At 68.7% G+C, this 18,498-nt stretch carries 19 protein-coding genes; 9 read left to right on the forward strand and 10 right to left on the reverse strand.

What is annotated here, in order from left to right; genetic code table 11:
* Positions 1 to 18 precede the first annotated feature (18 nt).
* Positions 19 to 747 (forward strand): DsbA family protein, encoded by a 729-nt coding sequence (locus CAM01S_RS12705; RefSeq protein ID WP_169795874.1) that lies wholly within the window; start codon positions 19 to 21, stop codon positions 745 to 747.
* 37 nt (positions 748 to 784) lie between these two features.
* On the opposite strand, the gene CAM01S_RS12710 is transcribed toward CAM01S_RS12705, so the two are convergent.
* Positions 785 to 1,369: a GNAT family N-acetyltransferase gene (locus CAM01S_RS12710; RefSeq protein ID WP_169795875.1), complete on the reverse strand. Its 585-nt coding sequence runs from the start codon at positions 1,367 to 1,369 to the stop codon at positions 785 to 787.
* A 68-nt stretch (positions 1,370 to 1,437) separates the two neighbouring features.
* On the opposite strand from CAM01S_RS12710, the gene lepB reads away from it, so the two are divergent.
* Positions 1,438 to 2,055, forward strand: a complete 618-nt coding sequence (lepB, locus tag CAM01S_RS12715) for a signal peptidase I (protein WP_066522431.1) — start codon at positions 1,438 to 1,440, stop codon at positions 2,053 to 2,055.
* On the opposite strand, the gene CAM01S_RS12720 is transcribed toward lepB, so the two are convergent.
* On the reverse strand, positions 2,056 to 3,081 hold the full coding sequence (locus tag CAM01S_RS12720; RefSeq protein ID WP_245631642.1) for a glycosyltransferase: 1,026 nt from the start codon (positions 3,079 to 3,081) through the stop codon (positions 2,056 to 2,058).
* A gap of 123 nt (positions 3,082 to 3,204) precedes the next feature.
* Between CAM01S_RS12720 and CAM01S_RS12725 the strand changes: the two genes are divergently transcribed.
* From CAM01S_RS12725 to CAM01S_RS12735, 3 genes are all read left to right on the forward strand, one after another.
* Complete coding sequence (locus tag CAM01S_RS12725; protein WP_083528035.1) at positions 3,205 to 3,702, forward strand: GtrA family protein; 498 nt, start codon at positions 3,205 to 3,207, stop codon at positions 3,700 to 3,702.
* 129 nt (positions 3,703 to 3,831) lie between these two features.
* Complete coding sequence (locus CAM01S_RS12730; protein WP_083528036.1) at positions 3,832 to 5,055, forward strand: PP2C family protein-serine/threonine phosphatase; 1,224 nt, start codon at positions 3,832 to 3,834, stop codon at positions 5,053 to 5,055.
* The gene (locus CAM01S_RS12735) at positions 5,052 to 5,732 is read left to right on the forward strand and encodes a PIG-L deacetylase family protein (protein WP_066522440.1); all 681 of its coding nucleotides are present in this window, start codon (positions 5,052 to 5,054) and stop codon (positions 5,730 to 5,732) included. Before CAM01S_RS12730 ends, CAM01S_RS12735 begins: the two co-directional genes overlap by 4 nt.
* On the opposite strand, the gene CAM01S_RS12740 is transcribed toward CAM01S_RS12735, so the two are convergent.
* Both CAM01S_RS12740 and purD read right to left on the reverse strand, forming a co-directional pair.
* On the reverse strand, positions 5,710 to 6,600 hold the full coding sequence (locus CAM01S_RS12740; protein ID WP_066522443.1) for a phosphoribosylaminoimidazolesuccinocarboxamide synthase: 891 nt from the start codon (positions 6,598 to 6,600) through the stop codon (positions 5,710 to 5,712). The genes CAM01S_RS12735 and CAM01S_RS12740 overlap by 23 nt on opposite strands.
* Positions 6,597 to 7,865: a phosphoribosylamine--glycine ligase gene (gene purD / locus CAM01S_RS12745; RefSeq protein WP_066522446.1), complete on the reverse strand. Its 1,269-nt coding sequence runs from the start codon at positions 7,863 to 7,865 to the stop codon at positions 6,597 to 6,599. Before purD ends, CAM01S_RS12740 begins: the two co-directional genes overlap by 4 nt.
* Positions 7,866 to 7,902: 37 nt before the next feature.
* Between purD and CAM01S_RS12750 the strand changes: the two genes are divergently transcribed.
* Complete coding sequence (locus CAM01S_RS12750) at positions 7,903 to 8,265, forward strand: sterol carrier family protein (protein WP_066522448.1); 363 nt, start codon at positions 7,903 to 7,905, stop codon at positions 8,263 to 8,265.
* Between the two features lie 159 nt (positions 8,266 to 8,424).
* On the opposite strand, the gene CAM01S_RS12755 is transcribed toward CAM01S_RS12750, so the two are convergent.
* Positions 8,425 to 10,998, reverse strand: a complete 2,574-nt coding sequence (locus CAM01S_RS12755; protein WP_169795876.1) for a helix-turn-helix transcriptional regulator — start codon at positions 10,996 to 10,998, stop codon at positions 8,425 to 8,427.
* Positions 10,999 to 11,134: 136 nt separating this feature from the next.
* Between CAM01S_RS12755 and CAM01S_RS12760 the strand changes: the two genes are divergently transcribed.
* The gene (locus CAM01S_RS12760; protein WP_157071567.1) at positions 11,135 to 11,527 is read left to right on the forward strand and encodes a hypothetical protein; all 393 of its coding nucleotides are present in this window, start codon (positions 11,135 to 11,137) and stop codon (positions 11,525 to 11,527) included.
* Positions 11,528 to 11,554: 27 nt separating this feature from the next.
* Here CAM01S_RS12760 and purF read toward each other — a convergent pair whose 3' ends face one another.
* Positions 11,555 to 13,015 (reverse strand): amidophosphoribosyltransferase, encoded by a 1,461-nt coding sequence (purF, locus tag CAM01S_RS12765; RefSeq protein WP_066522456.1) that lies wholly within the window; start codon positions 13,013 to 13,015, stop codon positions 11,555 to 11,557.
* A 71-nt stretch (positions 13,016 to 13,086) separates the two neighbouring features.
* Between purF and purM the strand changes: the two genes are divergently transcribed.
* Positions 13,087 to 14,184, forward strand: coding sequence for a phosphoribosylformylglycinamidine cyclo-ligase (gene purM / locus CAM01S_RS12770; RefSeq protein ID WP_066522457.1), 1,098 nt, complete (start codon positions 13,087 to 13,089; stop codon positions 14,182 to 14,184).
* A 239-nt stretch (positions 14,185 to 14,423) separates the two neighbouring features.
* On the opposite strand, the gene CAM01S_RS12780 is transcribed toward purM, so the two are convergent.
* Positions 14,424 to 14,633, reverse strand: a complete 210-nt coding sequence (locus tag CAM01S_RS12780) for a DUF3073 domain-containing protein (RefSeq protein WP_066522463.1) — start codon at positions 14,631 to 14,633, stop codon at positions 14,424 to 14,426.
* Positions 14,634 to 14,794: 161 nt separating this feature from the next.
* Between CAM01S_RS12780 and CAM01S_RS12785 the strand changes: the two genes are divergently transcribed.
* Positions 14,795 to 16,051 (forward strand): FAD-dependent oxidoreductase, encoded by a 1,257-nt coding sequence (locus CAM01S_RS12785; protein WP_066522465.1) that lies wholly within the window; start codon positions 14,795 to 14,797, stop codon positions 16,049 to 16,051.
* 55 nt (positions 16,052 to 16,106) lie between these two features.
* On the opposite strand, the gene CAM01S_RS12790 is transcribed toward CAM01S_RS12785, so the two are convergent.
* The 3 genes from CAM01S_RS12790 to CAM01S_RS12800 all read right to left on the reverse strand — a co-directional run bounded on the left by CAM01S_RS12790 (position 16,107) and on the right by CAM01S_RS12800 (position 18,419).
* Entirely contained in the window at positions 16,107 to 16,895 is a 789-nt protein-coding gene (locus CAM01S_RS12790; RefSeq protein WP_066522469.1) for a hypothetical protein, read from the reverse strand.
* 118 nt (positions 16,896 to 17,013) lie between these two features.
* The gene (locus tag CAM01S_RS12795) at positions 17,014 to 17,604 is read right to left on the reverse strand and encodes a PadR family transcriptional regulator (protein ID WP_066522472.1); all 591 of its coding nucleotides are present in this window, start codon (positions 17,602 to 17,604) and stop codon (positions 17,014 to 17,016) included.
* Entirely contained in the window at positions 17,601 to 18,419 is an 819-nt protein-coding gene (locus CAM01S_RS12800) for a DUF4097 family beta strand repeat-containing protein (protein ID WP_066522480.1), read from the reverse strand. Before CAM01S_RS12800 ends, CAM01S_RS12795 begins: the two co-directional genes overlap by 4 nt.
* Positions 18,420 to 18,498 lie beyond the last annotated feature (79 nt).

Consider the following 18,498-nt stretch of genomic DNA (forward strand, 5'->3'; position numbering starts at 1 on the left):
GGTGCGCTGCTCGGGGGCATGGCCGCATCCGTCGTGCTCGTCCTGATCCTGACGCAGGCGCCCGCCCCTCCCGTCGCCGGTCCCCGCAACATGCCCTCTGGCGGTCTCCGCCTCATCGGATCGGAAGGGGCCGCTGTTCCCGTGCGGGCGCGCGCAGCTGCGACCCACGAGATGATCCAGCCCGTGTCCGCCCCGGATGGCGCGGTCGGAGTGGTCATCTACGAAGATCTGCTCTGCCCAGCGTGCCGCGTGTTCGAGGAGGTCAACCTGCCGTATCTGCAGCGACTGGTCGCTGACGGTGAGGCTGAACTCGAGATCCATCCGATCGCGATCCTCGACAGGATGTCCGCCGGGTCACGCTATTCGACGCGCGCGGCGTCGGCGCTCGCGTGCGTCGCGGATCGACAGCCGGACGCGTTCCTCCCGGCCAACGTCGCCCTGTTCGCTCGACAGCCGTCTGAAGGGAGCCGCGGACTCTCGAATCGCCAGATCGCGGACGTCCTGTCCGAGGCTGGCGCCGATGACCCGACCACGGCCTCCTGCGTGCGGTCCGGTGCGTTCACCGACTGGGTCGGCGCGGTGACGACCATCCGAACGAACACGCCCGCTCCCGGAACCGGTGGCGAGCGCATCACCGGGACACCGACGGTGCTCGTCGACGGTGAGCGCTTCGACGGCTCGATCTCCGACTCTGCCGCGTTCCAGCGCTTCGTCGAGTCGGCGCGCGACCGGCGCGGCAGCCGCTGACCGGAGCGCGTGCGCGGAGCGCGACCAGGTGATGCGATCAGACGAGCTGACCATCCCACGAGATCGCTCCACGAAATCGCTCCGCGGTGTCGCCGAGCGGCAGGACGCGCCATCCGCTGTCGTCGGTGACCGTCACACCGGCGCCGTTGACGGAGTAGTCGACGTACGTGACGGTCGCCTCGTCGGCCGCGGCCCAGCCGCACGCGCCGAAGAAGGCCGCTGACTCTTCACCCGCCTGCACGACCGCGAGCGGAACGTCGAGTGTACGCAGCGTCGTCTCGAGTCGTCGCATGAGTGCGCTGCCCACGCCCGCTTCGCGCGCCTCCGGGCTGACCGCGATCAGCCCGACGGCGGCGACGAGCAGCGGACCGTCCGGCGCACGCACGAACATCCGACGAAATCCGGCGTGCGCAACGATCGCTCTGGAGGCCGTGGTCGCCAGCACGCGCGCCTCCGGTTCGATCCCGGCCCAGCTCCGGCCGCCGACGAACCAAAACGACCAATCATCGAAGGAGCGTGCGAGCATCGCCGCAATCGCTTCGTGCTCATCGAGTGACAGGTCTGACTCGGCCGCGACGCGCCAGCGGAGGGCGCGATCGCTGTCATCGTCGGTGGTCGGCATCGCTCCATTCAACGCTCCGAACGCGGGCATCCAGCGTTCGGACGAGCGATTCCCGCCAGGATAGGTGCATGGCATCTTCCGGTCAGACCGCTCGGCGCCGCGGTGGCAGCCTTCGACTGCTGCGCGACATCGCGATCATCATCGTGGCGGCGCTGATCGCCTCGTTCCTGGTGCGGTCATACCTGGTCCGGTCGTTCTACATCCCGTCAGCTTCGATGGAGAACACGCTGTTGATCGGCGACCGTGTCGTCGTGAACGAACTCGTGCCCGGCGTTGTGCCCCTGCAGCGCGGCGACGTGATCGTGTTCAAGGACCCCGGCGGCTGGCTGAGCGCCGGAGAAGGCAACGATCTCATCAAACGGGTGATCGGCCTCCCTGGCGACCACGTGTCATGCTGCGGAACCACAGGGCAGCTGTCGGTGAACGGCCACACGGTGCCGGAGCCCTACGTCGTCGTGCCGGCCGGCACGAACCGTGTGTCGTCCACGAACTTCCAGGTGACGGTGCCCCAGGGCAAGCTCTGGGTGATGGGCGACAACCGATACGATTCCGCGGACTCCCGCATGCACGGGTTCGTGCCGGTGTCCGACGTGGTCGGCCGAGCGTTCGTGATCACCTGGCCGGTCAGCCGGTGGAACCTGCTGTCCCGGTATCCCGCGTCCTGGGACGCCGTGCCGAAGCCGTGATCAGTTGGCGTGCTGCGCCGGTGCGGGCGATGCGGGGGCTGGGTCTGCGGTTCCCGCCGGAGCGGGATGCTCGAGTGGCAGCCGCTTGATCGGTTGGCCCGGTGCCGAGTATGTGAGGTAGTTCAGTCGGCTCGTCTCGCGCCGCAAACGCGTGATCCCCTCGAGGACGAACCCGAGCACCCAGGTGAGGATCGCGATCACCATGAGCGATGCTGCGAGCACTGCGGTCGGGAACCGGGGGACCAGCCCGGTGTGCGCGTACTCGACGAACAGCGGGATCGCCAAGACGATGGCGATGAGCGCGAAGATCGCTCCGATGAGGCCGTGAAAGAGGACCGGGCGCTCGAAGCGGATGAGGTGGCCGATGAGCGACAGGATCTTCAGACCGTCGCTCACCGTGTTCAGCTTCGACTCCGTGCCCTCAGCACGATCTTTGAACGCCGTCGGGATCTCGATCTGCGGAACCCGCAGGTTCATCGAGTGAACGGTGATCTCGGTCTCCGTCTCGAACTCGCGCGAGAGGGCCGGGAACGACTTCACGAAGCGCCGTGACATCACGCGGTACCCGCTGAGCATGTCCGTCACAGGGAGGCCGAACAGTCGGCCGACGATCCGATTGAAGATCTTGTTGCCGGTGGCATGACCGGGTCGGTACGCACTGGCATTCGGGTCGTCCACGCGCGTCCCGAGCACGTGGTCGTAGGGGCCGTCGAGCAGGGTCTGGATCATTCGCGGCGCCGCGGACGCGTCATACGTGTCGTCACCGTCAATCAGGACGTACACGTCCGCATCGATGTCGCCGAACGCGCGACGGAGCACGTTCCCCTTGCCCTTCATGCGCTCGTAGCGCACCTCCGCGCCGGCCGCACGCGCGACCTCCGCGGTGCCGTCCGTGCTGTTGTTGTCGTACACGTAGACGTCGATTCCGGGGACCGCCCGCTGCAGGTCGCGGACCACCTTCGCGATCGCCGGCGCCTCGTTGTAGCACGGGACGATCGCGGCGATAACGAGGTCGGGAGCAGTCACGGGTAGGGTCCTTTTCATGCGCGGCGCAACGAAGCGGGGCAGCGGAGACGCGGCCTCGGACACCGGCAGCGACGATTCGCTGCTGTCCCGTTGCCGTGGGGAATCCTACGGGGAGCGGGGGAGATGACGCGAGCGAGCACCTGGATCGTCGGGCACCTCAGGCGCGGCGGGTCGTTTCTCGTCGTCGGCGGGGTCGGGTTCGTCGTCGACGCCGCGATCTACAACGTCCTCGTCTTCTGGGGCGGGCATGGCGTGCTCTCGTCCCTCCCGCTCGTCGCGAAGGTCATCTCGATCGCCGCGGCCAGCGTGGTGACGTATATCGGGAGCCGCCTGTGGACGTATCGGGATCGGAACGCGGAGCCGTCCCTTGCGCGGTTCTCACTGTTCGCGCTGCTCAATCTGGTCGCTATCGCGCTGCAGCTCGGGTGCCTCGGCTTCTCGAGATACGTGCTCCACCTGCACTCGCCGCTCTCGGACAACGTCTCGGGAACGCTCATCGGGCAAGCGGTCGCGACCCTGTTCCGCTACTACGCGTACGGGCGCTGGGTGTTTCCGGCGCAGTCAGAGGCGCGGAACGCGGCGCTGCTCGGCGGGGGCGAGCCGGTTCGGCGCGAGCCGTGAATGCACGCCGACATGCGGGGCCGACCACACGTGCGGCATTGGTGCCCTGACGCGTGAGCGAGGCACCCGAGGAGGCAGCGCTCGTTCTGGGGTGAGAAGCGGCACGCTGCAGCGATTACCGTTGTTGGTATGAGCTTGGACGCGTCGAGCACAGTGGATTCCCCGTCGGCTGGATCGGGCACCGAATCGAGTGCCGGGGCACGTCGCGCAGCCCTCCTCGAGGCGCTCGATGTGGTCGACGTCGGCCCTGAGGAACGCTTCGAGCGCATCACGCGCATCGCGCGGGAGGTATTCGGCGTCAGCGGCTCATTCCTGAACCTCGCGGGGACAGACACGCTCACCATCAAGTCGCAGCAGATCGACGAGCCCCTGGAGCGGGAGTGGCGGCTCGCTGACACGTTCTGCGGCCGCACGCTCGACCAGGACGCGCCCGTGATCATCCCGGACGCGCGCGCGGACGAGCGGTATGCCGATCTCGGATTCGTGACCGGTGACCTCCAGATCCGGTTCTATGCCGGCGCGCCGCTCCGTCTTGGGGATGCCGGTGAGAAAGTGGGCACACTCTGCCTGATCGACCCGCAGCCGCGGACGCTCCGTGAGGACGAGGTGGAGTTGCTCGAGGATCTCGCGCGATGGGCGCAGCGAGAGCTGGAGAGCGGCGCCGATCACGACCGCCTCCGAGCGGTCGTCGACGGCATGGCCCCGTCCGGCGAGCAGGTGTCCGGCTACGAGATCGCCGCACTGTCGATTCCCCATGGGGTCGTGTCGGGCGACTACTACGACTGGAGGCGCACCACCGACGGCGCCGTCGTCACCCTCGCGGACGTGATGGGCAAGGGCATGGCGGCAGGCTTGCTCGCGTCGAGCCTCCGCGGCGCCTTGCGCGCTCGGGCGGAGCTCGCGCCCGACGACGCGGTCGGCGCGCTGGAGGCGCAGATGGCGCCGGAGCTCGCCCGATCCGAGGCGTTCGCCACCCTGTTCCATGGGCAGTTGTTCGCGGAGACGGGGCGGCTCGACTTCGTCGATGCCGGGCACGGGCTCGTCCTGCATCTCGCAGCGAACGGTCGAGCAAGCATCCTTCGATCGCTGGACCTGCCGATCGGTCTGCACCCGACGGGAGCTCCCCGTGCGTCGAGCTCTCTGCTCCTCGGGAGGGGTGACGCCCTCCTCGTCGTGTCGGACGGCGTCCTCGAGCTCTGGGATTCGACACTCGACTCGCTTCGCACGCTCGGTGCGATCTACCGGGAGGCCGGCTCGATCGCCGCGTTCTTCGATGCGGTTCGCGCCCGCGCGCGCAGCCAGGATGCCGGCGACGACGTCACCGTGCTCGCGATCGCCCGAGCGGGTTCATGACCCAGCCGACGCCGGCAGCAGCCGCGCCGTCACTGCGTGCGCTCGTCGTCGCACCGCATCCGGACGACGCCGAACTGGGCTGTCCGGCGCTCATCGAAGCGACCGAGGCCGACATCCTCGTCCTGTGCGGGAGTAGCCCTGAACGCGTCGCCGAGGCGAAGAACGCGGCGCAATCGCTGTCCCGGGGTGCCCTCCGGATCCTCAGGTATCAGGACGGATCACTGCAGCCGACGCAGGACCTGATCCGTTCGCTCGACGCACTCCTGCCCGGCTACGACATCGTCGCCGGTCCGCCGCAGCTCGATTCGCACCAGGACCACCGCGCGACGGCACAGGCCCTCCGGAGTGCCGTGCGGCGCAGTGCGACGACCCTGCTCGAGTACGAGACGCCATCGACGCTCGCGGAATGGGCGCCGACCGCCTACCTGCCGATCGACGCTGGCCATGTCGAGCGCTGGACCGCATCCGCCCGGGAGCACGTGTCGCAGAGCGGCGCCTCCTACTTCGACGTGGAGTACCGCCTGTCCCGTGCGCGAGTGCACGGGTACGCAGTGGGCCACGACAACGCCGAGGCCTATCGCGTGGTGCGGACCGATGCGCGTCTCCTGCTCGGGACGGAGGAGCGCACGTGGTCGCCGGTTCGAACCCCGGTGGTCAGGCCCCGAGTCGCTCGATGAGTTCGCGGTAGCGCTCCGCGGTGCGCTCGACGATCTCGTCGGGCAGGCGCGGCGGTACGCCGCGGCTGTCCCAGTTGTCCCGCAACCAGTTCCGGACGATCTGCTTGTCGAACGAGACCATGCTGCGTGAGCCGCCCTCGGCAGCGGCGTCCCAGTATCGGCTGGAGTCGCTCGTCAGGACCTCGTCTGCGAGACGGATCACGCCGGCGTCGTCACGACCGAACTCGAACTTGGTGTCGGCGATGATCACATCGTGCTGGCGCGCGAGGTCGGCAGCGGTTCGATAGGCGTCGAGTGCGACGTCGCGAAGCACGGTGGCGGCATCCGCGCCAACGAGCTCAACGGTGCGGTCGAAGGTGATGTTCTCGTCGTGCTCGCCCTGCGGCGCCTTGAATGCGGGGGTGTAGATCGGCTCCGGAAGCGGATCGCCGGCCTCCAAACCAGCGGGCAGCGGGACGCCGCAGACGCTCCCGGTCTCCTGGTACTCGATCCAGCCGCTGCCGGCCAGATATCCCCGAACGACGCATTCGATGGGGAACATCTCGAGTTCGAGCACGAGCATCGAGCGGTCCGCGATACTCGCGGGCACCGTGGGCGCGTCCGTGTCCGCGGACAGGAGGTGGTTCGGGATGTCGGCGAGCTGCGCGAACCAGAACCGTGACAGGCGAGTCAGGAGCGCACCCTTCTCAGGGATCGCCGGTTCGAGCATGTGGTCGAATGCGCTCACGCGATCTGAGGCGACGAGCAGCACGGGTCGCGCGCGGGCGTCCGGCGTGTCGGACGGTACGTAGAGGTCTCGCACCTTGCCGGAATATCGATGCGTCCAGCCGGGGAGGCTCGGCGCGGCCGTGTCGGTCGTCTCACTCATGCGGACACCTTCTTCGCGATATCGGTTCGATGCTGGCCGCCGTGCAGCGAGATGCGCGCGATGCCGTCGTATGCACGCGCTCGCGCCGTCCGCAGGTCGGGGCCGACGCCGACGACGCTGAGGACGCGGCCTCCGGTTGCGACGAGCTCGCCGTCGAGGATGCCGGTCGCGGCGTGCAGCACGCTGACCCCGTCGAGCGATGCGGCGTCATCGACGCCGTGGAGGACGCGGCCGGTGTGTGGGTTCTCCGGGTACCCCTCGCTCGCGAGCACCACGGTGACAGCGGCCTCCGCGCGGAACGTGAGCGCCGGCGCTTCGGCCAGACGTCCGGTCGCAGCAGCAAGCATGACCTCGCTCAACGGAGTCTCGAGCCTGGGGAGGACGACCTGCGTCTCGGGGTCGCCGAATCTCGCGTTGAACTCGATGACCCGGACGCCCTGCTCGGTGACGATCAGACCGCAGTAAAGCAGGCCGACGAACGGCGTGCCCTCGTGTTCGAGCTGTCGGACCGTGGGCAGAGCGACGAGCTCTTCGACCTCGCGGACGAATGCCGCCTCGGAGCCCCAGCGCTCGTCGAGCCACGGCAGCGGTGAGTAGGCGCCCATGCCCCCGGTGTTCGGCCCGGCATCGCCATCGAGGAGCCGCTTCGCGTCCTGCGCAGGGCTGAGCGCACGGACGTCATGCCCGTCGCTGACGAAGAACAGGGAGACCTCCTCGCCGTCGAGGTATTCCTCGACGACGACGCCGCCGTACTGCAGCCAATAGGCGGCGTGATCGAGTGCTGCTTGCCGATCGTCGGTGACGAGAACACCCTTGCCCGCTGCGAGGCCATCCGCTTTCACGACGTGGGGCGCGCCGAGGTCGTCGAGCGCGCGCGTCGCGTCGGCGAGGGTGGCCGCGAAGACCGGTCGGCCGGTCGGGACTCCGGCCTCGTGCATGATCCGCTTCGCGAAGGATTTCGATCCTTCGAGCTGCGCGGCCGCTTTGCTCGGTCCGAACACCGGGATGCCGCGCGTGCGCACGGGGTCTGCGACGCCCTCGATCAGCGGCGCCTCGGGGCCGACGACGACAAGATCGATGGCGTTCTCGAGCGCGTACTCCGCGACGAGCGCGCCGTTCGTGGGATCGATCGAGACGACCGGGACGTCTGCGGCGATTCCGGCGTTGCCGGGCGCCACCGTGATCGCATGGCCGGCATCTTCGGCGAGCAGCGCGGTGACGATCGCGTGTTCGCGCGCTCCGGATCCGAGAACGAGGATTCGCACGCGACAACCCTATCGAGCGCCGCGGTAGCGTGAGGCGGTGGCAGTCAAGCGGATCGAGAACGAGGCTGGCGCCTCTGCGCTCGCCGCTGTCCGAACCGGCACCGCGCAGCGGCCGCAGACCGCGACGGCCGTGCGGTGGTTGCTGCAGCTCCTGGCTGACGCCGTGCCCGGCAACAGCGTTGAAGTTCGCGTCCCGCCGTTCGGGGCGGTGCAGGCCGTTCCGGGTCCACGTCATACGCGGGGCACGCCGCCGAACGTCGTCGAGATGGACGCCGGAACGTGGCTGGCGGTCGCGACGGGCGACACGTCGTGGGGAGATGCGGTCCGGTCGGGGTCGGTGCACGCATCCGGGTCGCGCGCCGACCTGACGGCGTTCCTGCCGGTGCGGATGCCGATTTAGGTATCCATTACCGATGCCGCATCAAGGGTGCGATCAGTACGGTAATGAGGTGCCGCCGGGATTCGGGCCCGACCCGAACGGGCCCGAACCCGACGACGACCCCAATGTACGGGAACATCTCGCGCGCGGCGAATGCGCCGCGCAGTCTCGTGCCGCGCGTCAGAGCAGCTCGCGCAATTCGGATCGCGTGTGCAGTCCCCATTTCGCGAAGACCCGGGCCAGATGTGCATCGATCGTCCGCACCGAGACACTGAGACGTGCTGCGATCTCGCGATTGCTCGCTCCCTTGGCCGCCAGGGTTGCGACCTCGTGCTCGCGTTTGGTGAGCGGCGGGCGAATCGCCGTCGAGATGCTTCTCGGGAACCCGGCCCGAGCGAGCGCTGCGCGCGCGGCTCGCATCGCCGGGAGGTCGTCGGTGGCTTCGGCGTCGAGCATGGCGATGACGGCTTCTGCGACCGGAGTTTGAACGCGTGTCGCGAGGTCGCGGGCGCGCTTGGTGATTCGTGTCACGTTCTGACCGAGCTCTTCAGTGATGCGCATTTGGAGCAGCACGCCGAAGAGGGCCGGCAGCCACGATTCGGTGGCGATCGACCGCTCGGTGATCTCGACGGCGTGTGGAAGCGCGGCGGGGCGCCCGAGCACCATCTGGGTGAACGCGTTGGTGCTCGGCACCTCTTCCGCTGTGATCCGCATTCCGCGAAGTGGGGTGGCCTGTGCGCGGTCGAGGGCGGCCGAAGCCTGAGTGGTATCGCCGAGCATTGCGAGCGCGAGGGCGAGCCGCGACCAGGCATACGCGCTGAAGCCGCCGTGGTCGCTGATCGCGAATCGATCGGCGGCCGCCGAGAACGCGGCGCGCGCATCCTCCCAACGCCGCTGGGCGATCGCCACGTTGCCCTCGGCGAGCAGCTCGAGGGTGAAGTCGTATTTGAAGAACGGGTTGGGCCGGAACGGCGACACGTGCGTCGGGATGTCGTCGATCAGTCCCGCCCACATGTGGACCTGATGGGTCACGCTCATGATTTCGCCGACACTCCAGGGGGCGACCTCGACGTTCGCAGACGCAGTCGCGAGCGCGAATGCGGCGAGGCGGAGCGCATCGGGCACGCGTCCTGCCACGGCGAGCGCGACGATCGAGCACGGCACGAGTGCCAGCGCGGCGACCGGCACCGAACCGTCGAGCATCCCCGAACGATCGGTCTCGACGAGCACCCCTTGAAAGCGGCCGCCCCACCCTTCGTGGGCGAGACGCAGGATGCGGAGCCGCGCCCTGCCCTGCTCGTCGAGCAGGGGTTCCGCGGCGTCGACGATCGCGAGCGCGCCGTCGACGTCGTCGTCGTGGAACTGCACGAGGTTCGCCATCGTCTCGGCGGCTTCGATCAGCAGTGCCGGTGGGAGCGCGTGCGCATGTTCGCGCGCTTCCTCCCACGCGGTGCTGGCGTCACATCGGGCCGCTTCGCGGCCACGGAGGAACGTTGTGGCGGTGGCTCTGAGCACGCGCGCGGCGACGGTCGCAGCGGGCTCTGCGGGTGGTGTGCCGAGCACCGCGGTGGTCAACTCGATCGCGCTCTCGTACTCCTGGAGGCTGATGGCAGCCTCCGCCGCGTCGAGGAGGTCGTCCGCTGGAGGGACGATCCCGCACTCGAGCGACCAGAGGCACGCGCGCAGGCGTCCGGCCGGTGTCGCTGCGGCCGAGGTATCGGCGCGAAACGCGTTCGATCGCGCGAACAGCGCTGTTCGGCGGGCGACCGGCACGAGGTCGCGGACGGCCTCGCCGAGCAGCGGGTTCGCGGGGCGAGCGACCGGCGTGCCGTCCGGGGCGCCGCGACTCTCGAGTCGGATGAGACCCGTCGCGACCGACTGGTCCAGGTCGGAGTCGTTCACGAGTTCGCGGAGGTGTGCGAGGGGCAGCGGATCTGCGAGCGCGACGATGTCCACGGTCTCGCGGATCGGATCCGGGAGACCGCGCAACGTGGTCCGGTACATGTCGATGAGACTCGACGCGGCCGTGATGCGCCCGCGCCAGAACCACCCGGACGCGGTTCGTTCGAGCGCTCCGGACGCGAGACCGTCGCGAACGACCTCGCGAAGGTACAGGGGGTTCCCCTCGGTCGCTCGGTGGAGACGGTTGACGGATGCGGCGTCGAGCGGCTGTCCGAGCACGTCGGCCAAGAGCCGATCGACGCTGTCGAGGGAGAGTGGCTGAAGCGCTACCCGGTGCAGCAGATCGTCGTTCCAGAGTCCCTGCAACGGCTCGGGGACCCGCGCGAAGTCACGACAGGTCAGGACGATTCGCGCACCCCGCTCGCGAACCAGCCACGCGAGGTATCGCGCCGTGAGGCCGTCGATTCGATCGCCGCCGTCGAGGTGGAAGATCACGTCGGCGTCCGTGATCGCCGCGGCGTCCCGAATCGCTCGATCCGCGTCCAACGGGTGACTGTTGGCGCCCGCGGGGAGGTCGGCGAGTGCGTCGGCACCCGCGGCGAACGGCTTGGACGACTCGTGCGGACCGGGCTCGATCGGGACGACTCGGACCGCGCTGGTCGTCGCGGCCCGGTCGATGACGGCACGGGCGAGCACCGTCTTGCCGATCCCCGGGCCGCCCACGATGGCGACGCTGCGCCTGTCGTCGATGACGAGTCGGGCGATGGTCAGCTCCTCGGGGCGGGAGAGGACCGGCCAGGGGCGACGGATCGACGACTCGCGGGCGCCGCCGGTGTTGGCGCTCCTGGACATGTGCGCCTCCCATCGGTGCTGCATCGCGCACCAATCCTGACAACTGTGCCCGGTGGTTCGGACGTCCCAACCCGGGGGGCAGATGAACGATGCGGGCCGGATCAAGGGTGTCGGCGGACTGGGGGAGAATGGTGCTGTGAGCACCACCCCACCAGACAGCTACCGCGAGGCGGACGTCACTATCCGTCGTGCGCCGAAGTTCGGCGTCTTCATCGTCGGCGGAGCGATCGCCGGCTTCGTGGTGTCGTTCATCGTCGTCGCTCTCACCCAGAATCTCGGGCAGGGCGCGAACGTCGTCGACACGACGGGAACCTCAGCCTCGGCCGTCGGCTTCTGGGGGCAGGTAGGCTATTTTTCGCTCTGGGGCATCACCGCGGGACTCATCATCGGTGCGGTGGTTGCGGTGCTGCTCGATGCCGTTCTGCGTCGCCGGTCAGCGCGGCTCGTCGCACAGCGGCGCGTCGTGGAACCGGAGCCGGAGACCGTTGAGGGTGAGCTCGACGCCGACGCCGACGCGGACCGGTCGTAGCCCGCTGTCGAGCGGACGATTGCGGCGTCAGCTGAGCTGGTTCGCCTCGACCCAGCTGAGATACTCGCCAGTCACGGTCCCTGTCACGTAGTCGCCGGTGAAGCAGCTCATCTCCAGGTCGGTGACGTGGGAGCCCTCGATGATCGCATCGCGCATGTCGTCGACCTCCTGGTAGATGAGGTGGTCGCTGCCCAGTACGGCATTGATCTCGGGAATCTTCCGGTCGTGCGCGATCAGCTCGAGCCGTGTCGGCATGTTGATCCCGTAGACGTGCGGGTACCGAACGGGAGGCGCGGCTGAGGTGAACGTCACCTCGTTCGCCCCGGCGGCCCTCGCCATCTCGACGATCTCCTTGCTGGTCGTGCCGCGCACGATGGAGTCGTCGACGATCAGAATGTTCTTGCCCTTGAATTCGGACGACATCGCGTTGAGCTTCTGCCGAACAGAGCGCTTGCGTTCCGCCTGGCCCGGCATGATGAACGTGCGTCCGACGTACCGGTTCTTGTAGAACCCCTCGCGATACTCGATCCCGAGCTTCTGCGCGACCTGCATCGCAGCTGGTCGCGAGGAGTCCGGGATCGGCATCACGACGTCGATGTCGCCGGCGGGGGCGTGTCGGGCGATCGTGTCTGCGAGTCGGTTGCCGAGTCGGAGCCGTGCGTCGTACACGGAGATGCCGTTCATGATCGAGTCGGGACGTGCCAAGTACACGTATTCGAACGAGCACGGGACGAGGCGAGGGTCGGCCGCGCATTGGCGCGCGGACATCTGTCCGCCCATGTCGATGAACACGGCTTCGCCGGGGGCGACGTCGCGGACGATGTCGTAACCGCCGGACTCGAGAACGAGTGACTCGCTGGCGACGACCCACTCGCTTCGGCCGGCGTCGTCGAAGCGGTGGCCGAGGATGAGCGGCCGGATGCCGAACGGGTCCCGGAACGCCAGGAGGCCGTGCCCGGCGATCATGGCGATCGTTGCGTAGGACCCTTCCACACGCTCGTGAACCCGCGCTACGGCGTCGAAGATCTGACCGGGGTCGAGCTCGGTGCCGCCGCGCACCTGCGCCTGCAGCTCATGCGCAAGCACGTTGACGAGGAGCTCCGTGTCGGAGCTCGTGTTCAAGTGCCGCCGATCGACGTCGAAGAGCTCGCGCGTCAGCTCCCGGGTGTTCGTGAGGTTGCCGTTGTGGACCAGGACGATCCCGTACGGGGCGTTCACATAGAACGGTTGCGCCTCTTCTTCGTTGCTCGCCGCGCCTTTGGTGGCGTAGCGGACGTGTCCGAGTCCCATCGTGCCGAGGAGGGAGCGCATGTCCCGGGTGCGGAACGCCTCCCGGACGTGGCCCTTCGTCTTGTGCTGGTGGAACACGTGGCCCTCGCACGTGGCGATGCCGGTCGAGTCCTGACCCCGATGCTGCAGGAGCAGGAGCGCGTCGTACACGGATTGATTGACAGGTCCGTGCGAGACAAGACCGACGATGCCGCACATGCGCAGCACTCTCCAGACCGTAGAATCGGGTGGTACCGAATAAGTCTGCCATGTGTGCGGAGGATGAACGAATGGCGAATCCCTACGCCGCGGCAGGTGTGGACACGGCGGCCGGTGATCGCGCGGTCGAACTCATGAAGGCGGCGGTCTCCGCGACGCATCATGCGGGGGTGCTCGGCGGTGTCGGCGGATTCGCCGGGCTCGTCGACGCGACCGCGCTGAAGTCGTATGACCGTCCGCTGCTCGCGACGTCGACAGATGGTGTCGGTACGAAGGTCGCGATCGCCCAGGCGCTCGACAAGCACGACACCATCGGACAGGACCTCGTCGGCATGGTCGTCGACGACATCGTCGTCGTCGGGGCACGCCCGCTGTTCATGACGGACTACATCGCGTGCGGCCGGGTCGTTCCGGCTCGGATCGCCGCCATCGTCGAAGGCATCGCTCGCGCGTGCGCCGCAACCGGTACGGCGCTCGTCGGCGGGGAGACAGCCGAGCACCCGGGGCTGCTCGGACCGGATGACTACGACGTCGCCGGCGCCGCGGTCGGCGTTGTCGAGTTCGAGCGCCAGCTCGGCCCCCATCGTGTCGTCGAGGGGGACGCGGTCGTAGCGATCGCCTCGTCTGGTCTCCACTCCAACGGGTTCTCGCTGGTGCGGCACATTCTCGCCGAACGCGGCATCGGCCTCTCGGAGCGTGTTGACGGCCTCCCCGATCCGATCGGCGAGGCGCTGCTCGAACCGACCCGTCTCTACACGGCGCCGCTGCTCGACGTGCTCGACGATCCGGATCTCGACGGGGCGGTGCACGCGCTTTCGCATGTCACCGGCGGCGGCATCGCCGCGAACCTGGCACGCGTGCTGCCGACCGGATCCTGGGTCGAGGTGGACCGTGCGACCTGGAGCCCGAACGATATTTTCCGCGTCCTCGCCGACCTCGGTGGGCTCGACCTCACTGAGACCGAGAGCACCTGGAACCTCGGCGTCGGCATGTTCGCCGTCGTCGCGGCCGGATCTGTGCCGACAGTGCTTCGGCGTCTCAGCAGTGCCGGACTGCCCGCGTGGACGGCCGGGACCGTCTCACGCGAGGTCCGCTCGCTCGAAGGCTTCGAGCAGGGTGCGAAGGGCGTCAACGGGGGCGCCGTGCGGCTGATCGGCGACTACCGCTGATCCTCGCGGAGCCGGAGCCGGAGCCGGAGCCGGAGCCGGAGCCGGAGCCGGAGCCGGTACCGCCGCCGTTGCCGCGTGCTGCATCGTCCGACCCCCCACGTCGGCGGATCACCGCGCTCCGACACGCATCCGTCCGACGAGGCGCGCGGCTGCGCATCCCTGGTGAACCGGTATGGCAGCCGGAATCGCACGAAAATGCCGCGCACCCGGTCAGGGGCGCGCGGCACGGGACTGCCGAATCAGGCGGTCTTGTTCTGGTCCTGCTCCTGCGGTTCGAACTCGTCGTCGTCGGCGTACTCATCCGCCCAACGGTCGACGTAGTCGTTCTCGTCGGAGTGTTGCGCTGCAGACAGCTCACGCTCAAGTGCACCGTAGTTGGTCTCCGGGCTGAAGTACTTCAGCTCCCGGGCTACCTTGGTGTGCTTTGCCTTTTGACGGCCGCGCCCCATGCGTGACCCCCTCATATTCGGCTCGGCGCCCGGGGGGATGTCTCGCTGGAGAAATCGGGTGAGACCACCGGACGGTACTGGTTGGAAATCTCCGGCCACTTTACCATGTACCCCGATTCGAACCTGGTGGATGCAGAGGTACGCGCGCCACAATCGGTGCAATGGATTCGCTCGCTCGCGTCGGCACCGCCGACAGTGCTTCTGTCGTGATCGTCGGTGCCGGTCAGGCGGGCCTCTCCGTGGCGTACTTCCTGCAGCGCATGGGCGTCCAGAGCGACGATCGCCTCCGCATCGTCGATCGCGCGCCCAGCCCGGGAGGCGCGTGGCAATTCCGCTGGGAAGCCCTGCGGCTCGGCGTGGCGCACCGCGTCAACGACCTGCCGGGCATGCCCGAGATGGGCCTCCGTTTCGAAGATGCCGACCAGTCGCGGCCCGCACGCGATGTCGTCACCGCCTATTACGGGCGGTATGAGGCGCACTACGGGATTCGCGTGCATCGGCCGCTCGAGGTGCTGTCCGTCGAGGATGCGGGGGAGCGGCTCGCGATCCGCACGCGTCGCGCGGACGGCGGGGGCGCCTCAGGCTCGAGTGCGAGTGCGAGTGCGAGTGCGAGTGCGAGTGCGAGTGCGAGTGCGAGTGCGAGTGCGAGTTCACGTGCCGGTTCGCGTGCCAGTGCAGGCGCGGATGCACGGACCGAGACCATCGTGGCTGACCTGCTCGTCAACGCGACGGGAACCTGGGGCACGCCGTTCGTGCCGTGGTACCCGGGTCGCGACCTGTTCCGCGGGCGACAGGTCTCCACTGCGAGCTATCGATCGGCAACCGACTTCCTGGGCGCCGATGTCGTCGTGGTCGGTGGGGGAACGTCCGCTGTCGGGTTCCTCCTCGAACTCGAGGGAATCGCATGGTCGACGTACTGGTGTGCGCGCCATCCCGTCGATTGGCGCGACACGACCGAACTCGACGTCGAGTCAGCGCAGGCAGCCGTCGCAGTGCAGGACGCGGCCGCGCGGGATGGCGCTCGCCTTCCGTCGATCGTCAGCGGCACCGGGATCCCGAAGAGCCGCCGGATTCAGGGCGGCATCGATCGGGGCGTTCTCGCGCCGAACCCGATGTTCGTTCGACTGGACGCTGATGGCATCGTCCTCGCCGACGGCTCGCACCGACACGCGGACGCCGTGATCTGGGCGACGGGGTTCCGTCCGGACATCGCGCATCTCGCGCCGCTGCATCTCCGTGAGCCCGGAGGCGGGGTGCGGGTTCTGGACGGGCAGTCGGCCCGCGACCCGCGGGTCTTCTTCGCCGGATACGGTCCGAGCGCATCGACGATCGGCGCGAACCGCGCGGGTCGTCGGATCGCCCGGGCCGTCGTCGATGCGCTCCGGGCGATCGATGACCGCGTGAGCGCGCCGGCGTGAGCCAGGCGTGGATCCGAGCCGGACTCCTGCTCGGCGAGCACGGCGTCGGATCGAGTCAGGCCGGCTCCGCGGAATAGCGGACCAGATCGGGGCCGAACGCCGAGACCGCGAACGGCACGGCGCGACCGTCACGATGCACCCACATCGTGTGGGCCTGTTCATCCACGCGATCGACCTCGTGTCGCGTGCCGTCGACGATGACGAAGGCGCGAATACGGACGGATCGCGATGCGGGCCGGGCGGAGGTCCCCGGGAGGTCTCCCGCATGATCCGGGTAGACGCCCGGTGACAGCACATGGAGGACGGGTCGGCTCACGAGCGCGACCATCCCATCGCCGTCGTCCGCCAGTTCGACGGAGACCAGGCGAACGGCTTCCTCGCGCGGGAGCGGCGTGTCGAGCGTCGGGGTCTCGACTGGACCGGTCAGCGCTCGAAATGCTGGTCGCCCGTCGGGACCGAGGTGGCCCTCCGGATCTGCGACGCGAACTCTGCCGCGCGTGCGGGTGTCTGCGTAGAGGCCCGGGTCGAGCCCCGCTGCGACCGCGTCAGCCTCGGACACCACCAGCCGGTCAGGTCGGTACCAGTCGCGAAGCGACTCGGGCGCAACCCAACCGACCGCCGGCACACCGCGCTCGAGAGCATCGGACGGGTCGTCCGGATGCTCGTCGGCGGCATCGAGCGGATGTCGTCCGCGGACCGCAACGAGCCCGGCCCGCGGGTCAGGAGCGTCGACGAGGACCTCGACCCGTTGCGAGACCTTGCCACCATGCGTGTCGAGCGTCGCGAATACGCGAAGGTCCGCGGCCACCGCTGACATTCGCGCGTCCGTCGGCTCGTTCGTCATGTCGCGCTAACTTACTCGGCAGCGCCGACATCGCAACCCGCGGCCGCCTTGCTCCGGCTCACGACGCTCGCGCCCGCGCGGCGCGTGCGCCGGCTCGCCGCGGCGAGAGCGCCGCGCGCTACTCCTGCTCGACGATGCGGCGCACGTCGTCCAGTGCGGCGTGGAGGCGCTGCACTGTGGCGCTGTCCAGGGTCCCGCGGGTGGCCTTCCTGCGCAGCGCGCCGTGAATGTCCTGTCGGAACGTCGTGAGGAGCATCTCGGCTTCGCGCAGTGCGCGCGCGGACTCCGGGATGGTTGTGGTCTCGGTGGCCGGCCGCCCGGTCTTCGCATGTTGCGCGGACGCGGCGAGTTCGGCGCGAAGCGACTTCATCGCCTCCGACACGGAGGCGCGCACCCCGTCCGCCAAACTCCGCACCGTGTCGGCGACTCCGGCCTCCACATCGGCGACCTCGTCCTCGCGAGCCGCGAGCTCCGCGCGACCGTCCTCGGTGATCGCATAGACCGTCTTCCGGCCGTCGCTCGAGGAGGTGACCAACCCTTCGGTCTCGAGCTTCGCGAGGCGGGGATAGACGGTGCCGGCGCTCGGAACGTAGGTGCCGCCGAAGCGTTCCCCGAGCGCTTGGATCAGTTCGTATCCGTGCATCGGGCGCTCGGAGAGCAGCACGAGCAGGTAGAGGCGGAGGTGGCCATGTGCGAACACGGGGCTCATGCCGGCACCTCCTCGGAGGCGGGCGCCGCATGCAGGACCGCGACATTGCCCGACACCGTGTTCACGCGCATGTCGAGCCATTGCCCGGACAGGTCGCCACTCCGCTTCGTGTAGGAGCCGTGGATGCCGCGGATTTCTTCGCCATCGAACTGCAGCGTGCCGGAGGCGGTCGCGACCGAGCACGCGAACGGGACGCCGTGCTGCAGCCGCAGCCGGATGTCCCCGGAGACGGTGTTGATCCGGGCGATGTCGGGCACCCCGTGGATGTCGAGGAGGACGTCGCCGGAGACACCGTCGCAGGTGAAGCGGGAGATCGCCCCGGTTGCCGCGACAGCGCCGGAGACGGTGCGCACAGTGACCTGCCCGTCGTGCTCGCGGACCGCGACCTCGCCGGAGACAGCATTGACCTGCAGGTCGCCGCCGATCCCTTGCGCGACGACATCGCCCGAGACCGTGTGCAGGGTTGCCCCGTGGTTGACGCCGCTCACGAGCGCACCGGCCGAGACGACGCCGACCGTGACGGAGGCGTCACGCGGGACGAGGATGCTGACGTCCGCGACGGCCTTGCCGCGGAACGAGCGGAGAAAGCCGATGGGGTCGTCCCAGCGGACCTGCGGGTGGTCGACGGTCAGGGTGTCGCCATCGATCTCGACCTTCAGCGGTTTGCCGCTCACGCTGTGGATCTCGATGCGAGCCGTCGGTTCGTCGTGCGCGATGACGTCGACCTGGCCGGCGACGAGTCCGACCCGTAGCCGTCGGACGATGCCGGTGTCGATGACCTTCGGCTCGTCGACGAGCCATTTCTCCTGAGCCATGGTGCGCCTCCTCATGTTTCGCGCTATATCGCGACTTCGAGACACACGGTATATCGCGAATCGGAGGGCTGCAACCGGA

Source organism: Curtobacterium ammoniigenes NBRC 101786, assembly GCF_001571045.1.
Lineage (GTDB): Bacteria > Actinomycetota > Actinomycetes > Actinomycetales > Microbacteriaceae > Curtobacterium > Curtobacterium ammoniigenes.

Excerpts from the sequence above, each read along its gene's own strand:
- CAM01S_RS12705 (WP_169795874.1), top strand. The coding sequence starts at position 19 with ATGGCCGCATCCGTCGTGCTCGTCCTGATCCTGACGCAGGCGCCCGCC.
- CAM01S_RS12710 (WP_169795875.1), bottom strand. The coding sequence starts at position 1,369 with ATGCCGACCACCGACGATGACAGCGATCGCGCCCTCCGCTGGCGCGTC.
- lepB (WP_066522431.1), top strand. The coding sequence starts at position 1,438 with ATGGCATCTTCCGGTCAGACCGCTCGGCGCCGCGGTGGCAGCCTTCGA.
- CAM01S_RS12725 (WP_083528035.1), top strand. The coding sequence starts at position 3,205 with ATGACGCGAGCGAGCACCTGGATCGTCGGGCACCTCAGGCGCGGCGGG.
- CAM01S_RS12730 (WP_083528036.1), top strand. The coding sequence starts at position 3,832 with ATGAGCTTGGACGCGTCGAGCACAGTGGATTCCCCGTCGGCTGGATCG.
- CAM01S_RS12735 (WP_066522440.1), top strand. The coding sequence starts at position 5,052 with ATGACCCAGCCGACGCCGGCAGCAGCCGCGCCGTCACTGCGTGCGCTC.
- CAM01S_RS12740 (WP_066522443.1), bottom strand. The coding sequence starts at position 6,600 with ATGAGTGAGACGACCGACACGGCCGCGCCGAGCCTCCCCGGCTGGACG.
- CAM01S_RS12755 (WP_169795876.1), bottom strand. The coding sequence starts at position 10,998 with ATGTCCAGGAGCGCCAACACCGGCGGCGCCCGCGAGTCGTCGATCCGT.
- purF (WP_066522456.1), bottom strand. The coding sequence starts at position 13,015 with ATGTGCGGCATCGTCGGTCTTGTCTCGCACGGACCTGTCAATCAATCC.
- purM (WP_066522457.1), top strand. The coding sequence starts at position 13,087 with ATGGCGAATCCCTACGCCGCGGCAGGTGTGGACACGGCGGCCGGTGAT.
- CAM01S_RS12780 (WP_066522463.1), bottom strand. The coding sequence starts at position 14,633 with ATGGGGCGCGGCCGTCAAAAGGCAAAGCACACCAAGGTAGCCCGGGAG.
- CAM01S_RS12785 (WP_066522465.1), top strand. The coding sequence starts at position 14,795 with ATGGATTCGCTCGCTCGCGTCGGCACCGCCGACAGTGCTTCTGTCGTG.
- CAM01S_RS12790 (WP_066522469.1), bottom strand. The coding sequence starts at position 16,895 with ATGACGAACGAGCCGACGGACGCGCGAATGTCAGCGGTGGCCGCGGAC.
- CAM01S_RS12795 (WP_066522472.1), bottom strand. The coding sequence starts at position 17,604 with ATGAGCCCCGTGTTCGCACATGGCCACCTCCGCCTCTACCTGCTCGTG.
- CAM01S_RS12800 (WP_066522480.1), bottom strand. The coding sequence starts at position 18,419 with ATGGCTCAGGAGAAATGGCTCGTCGACGAGCCGAAGGTCATCGACACC.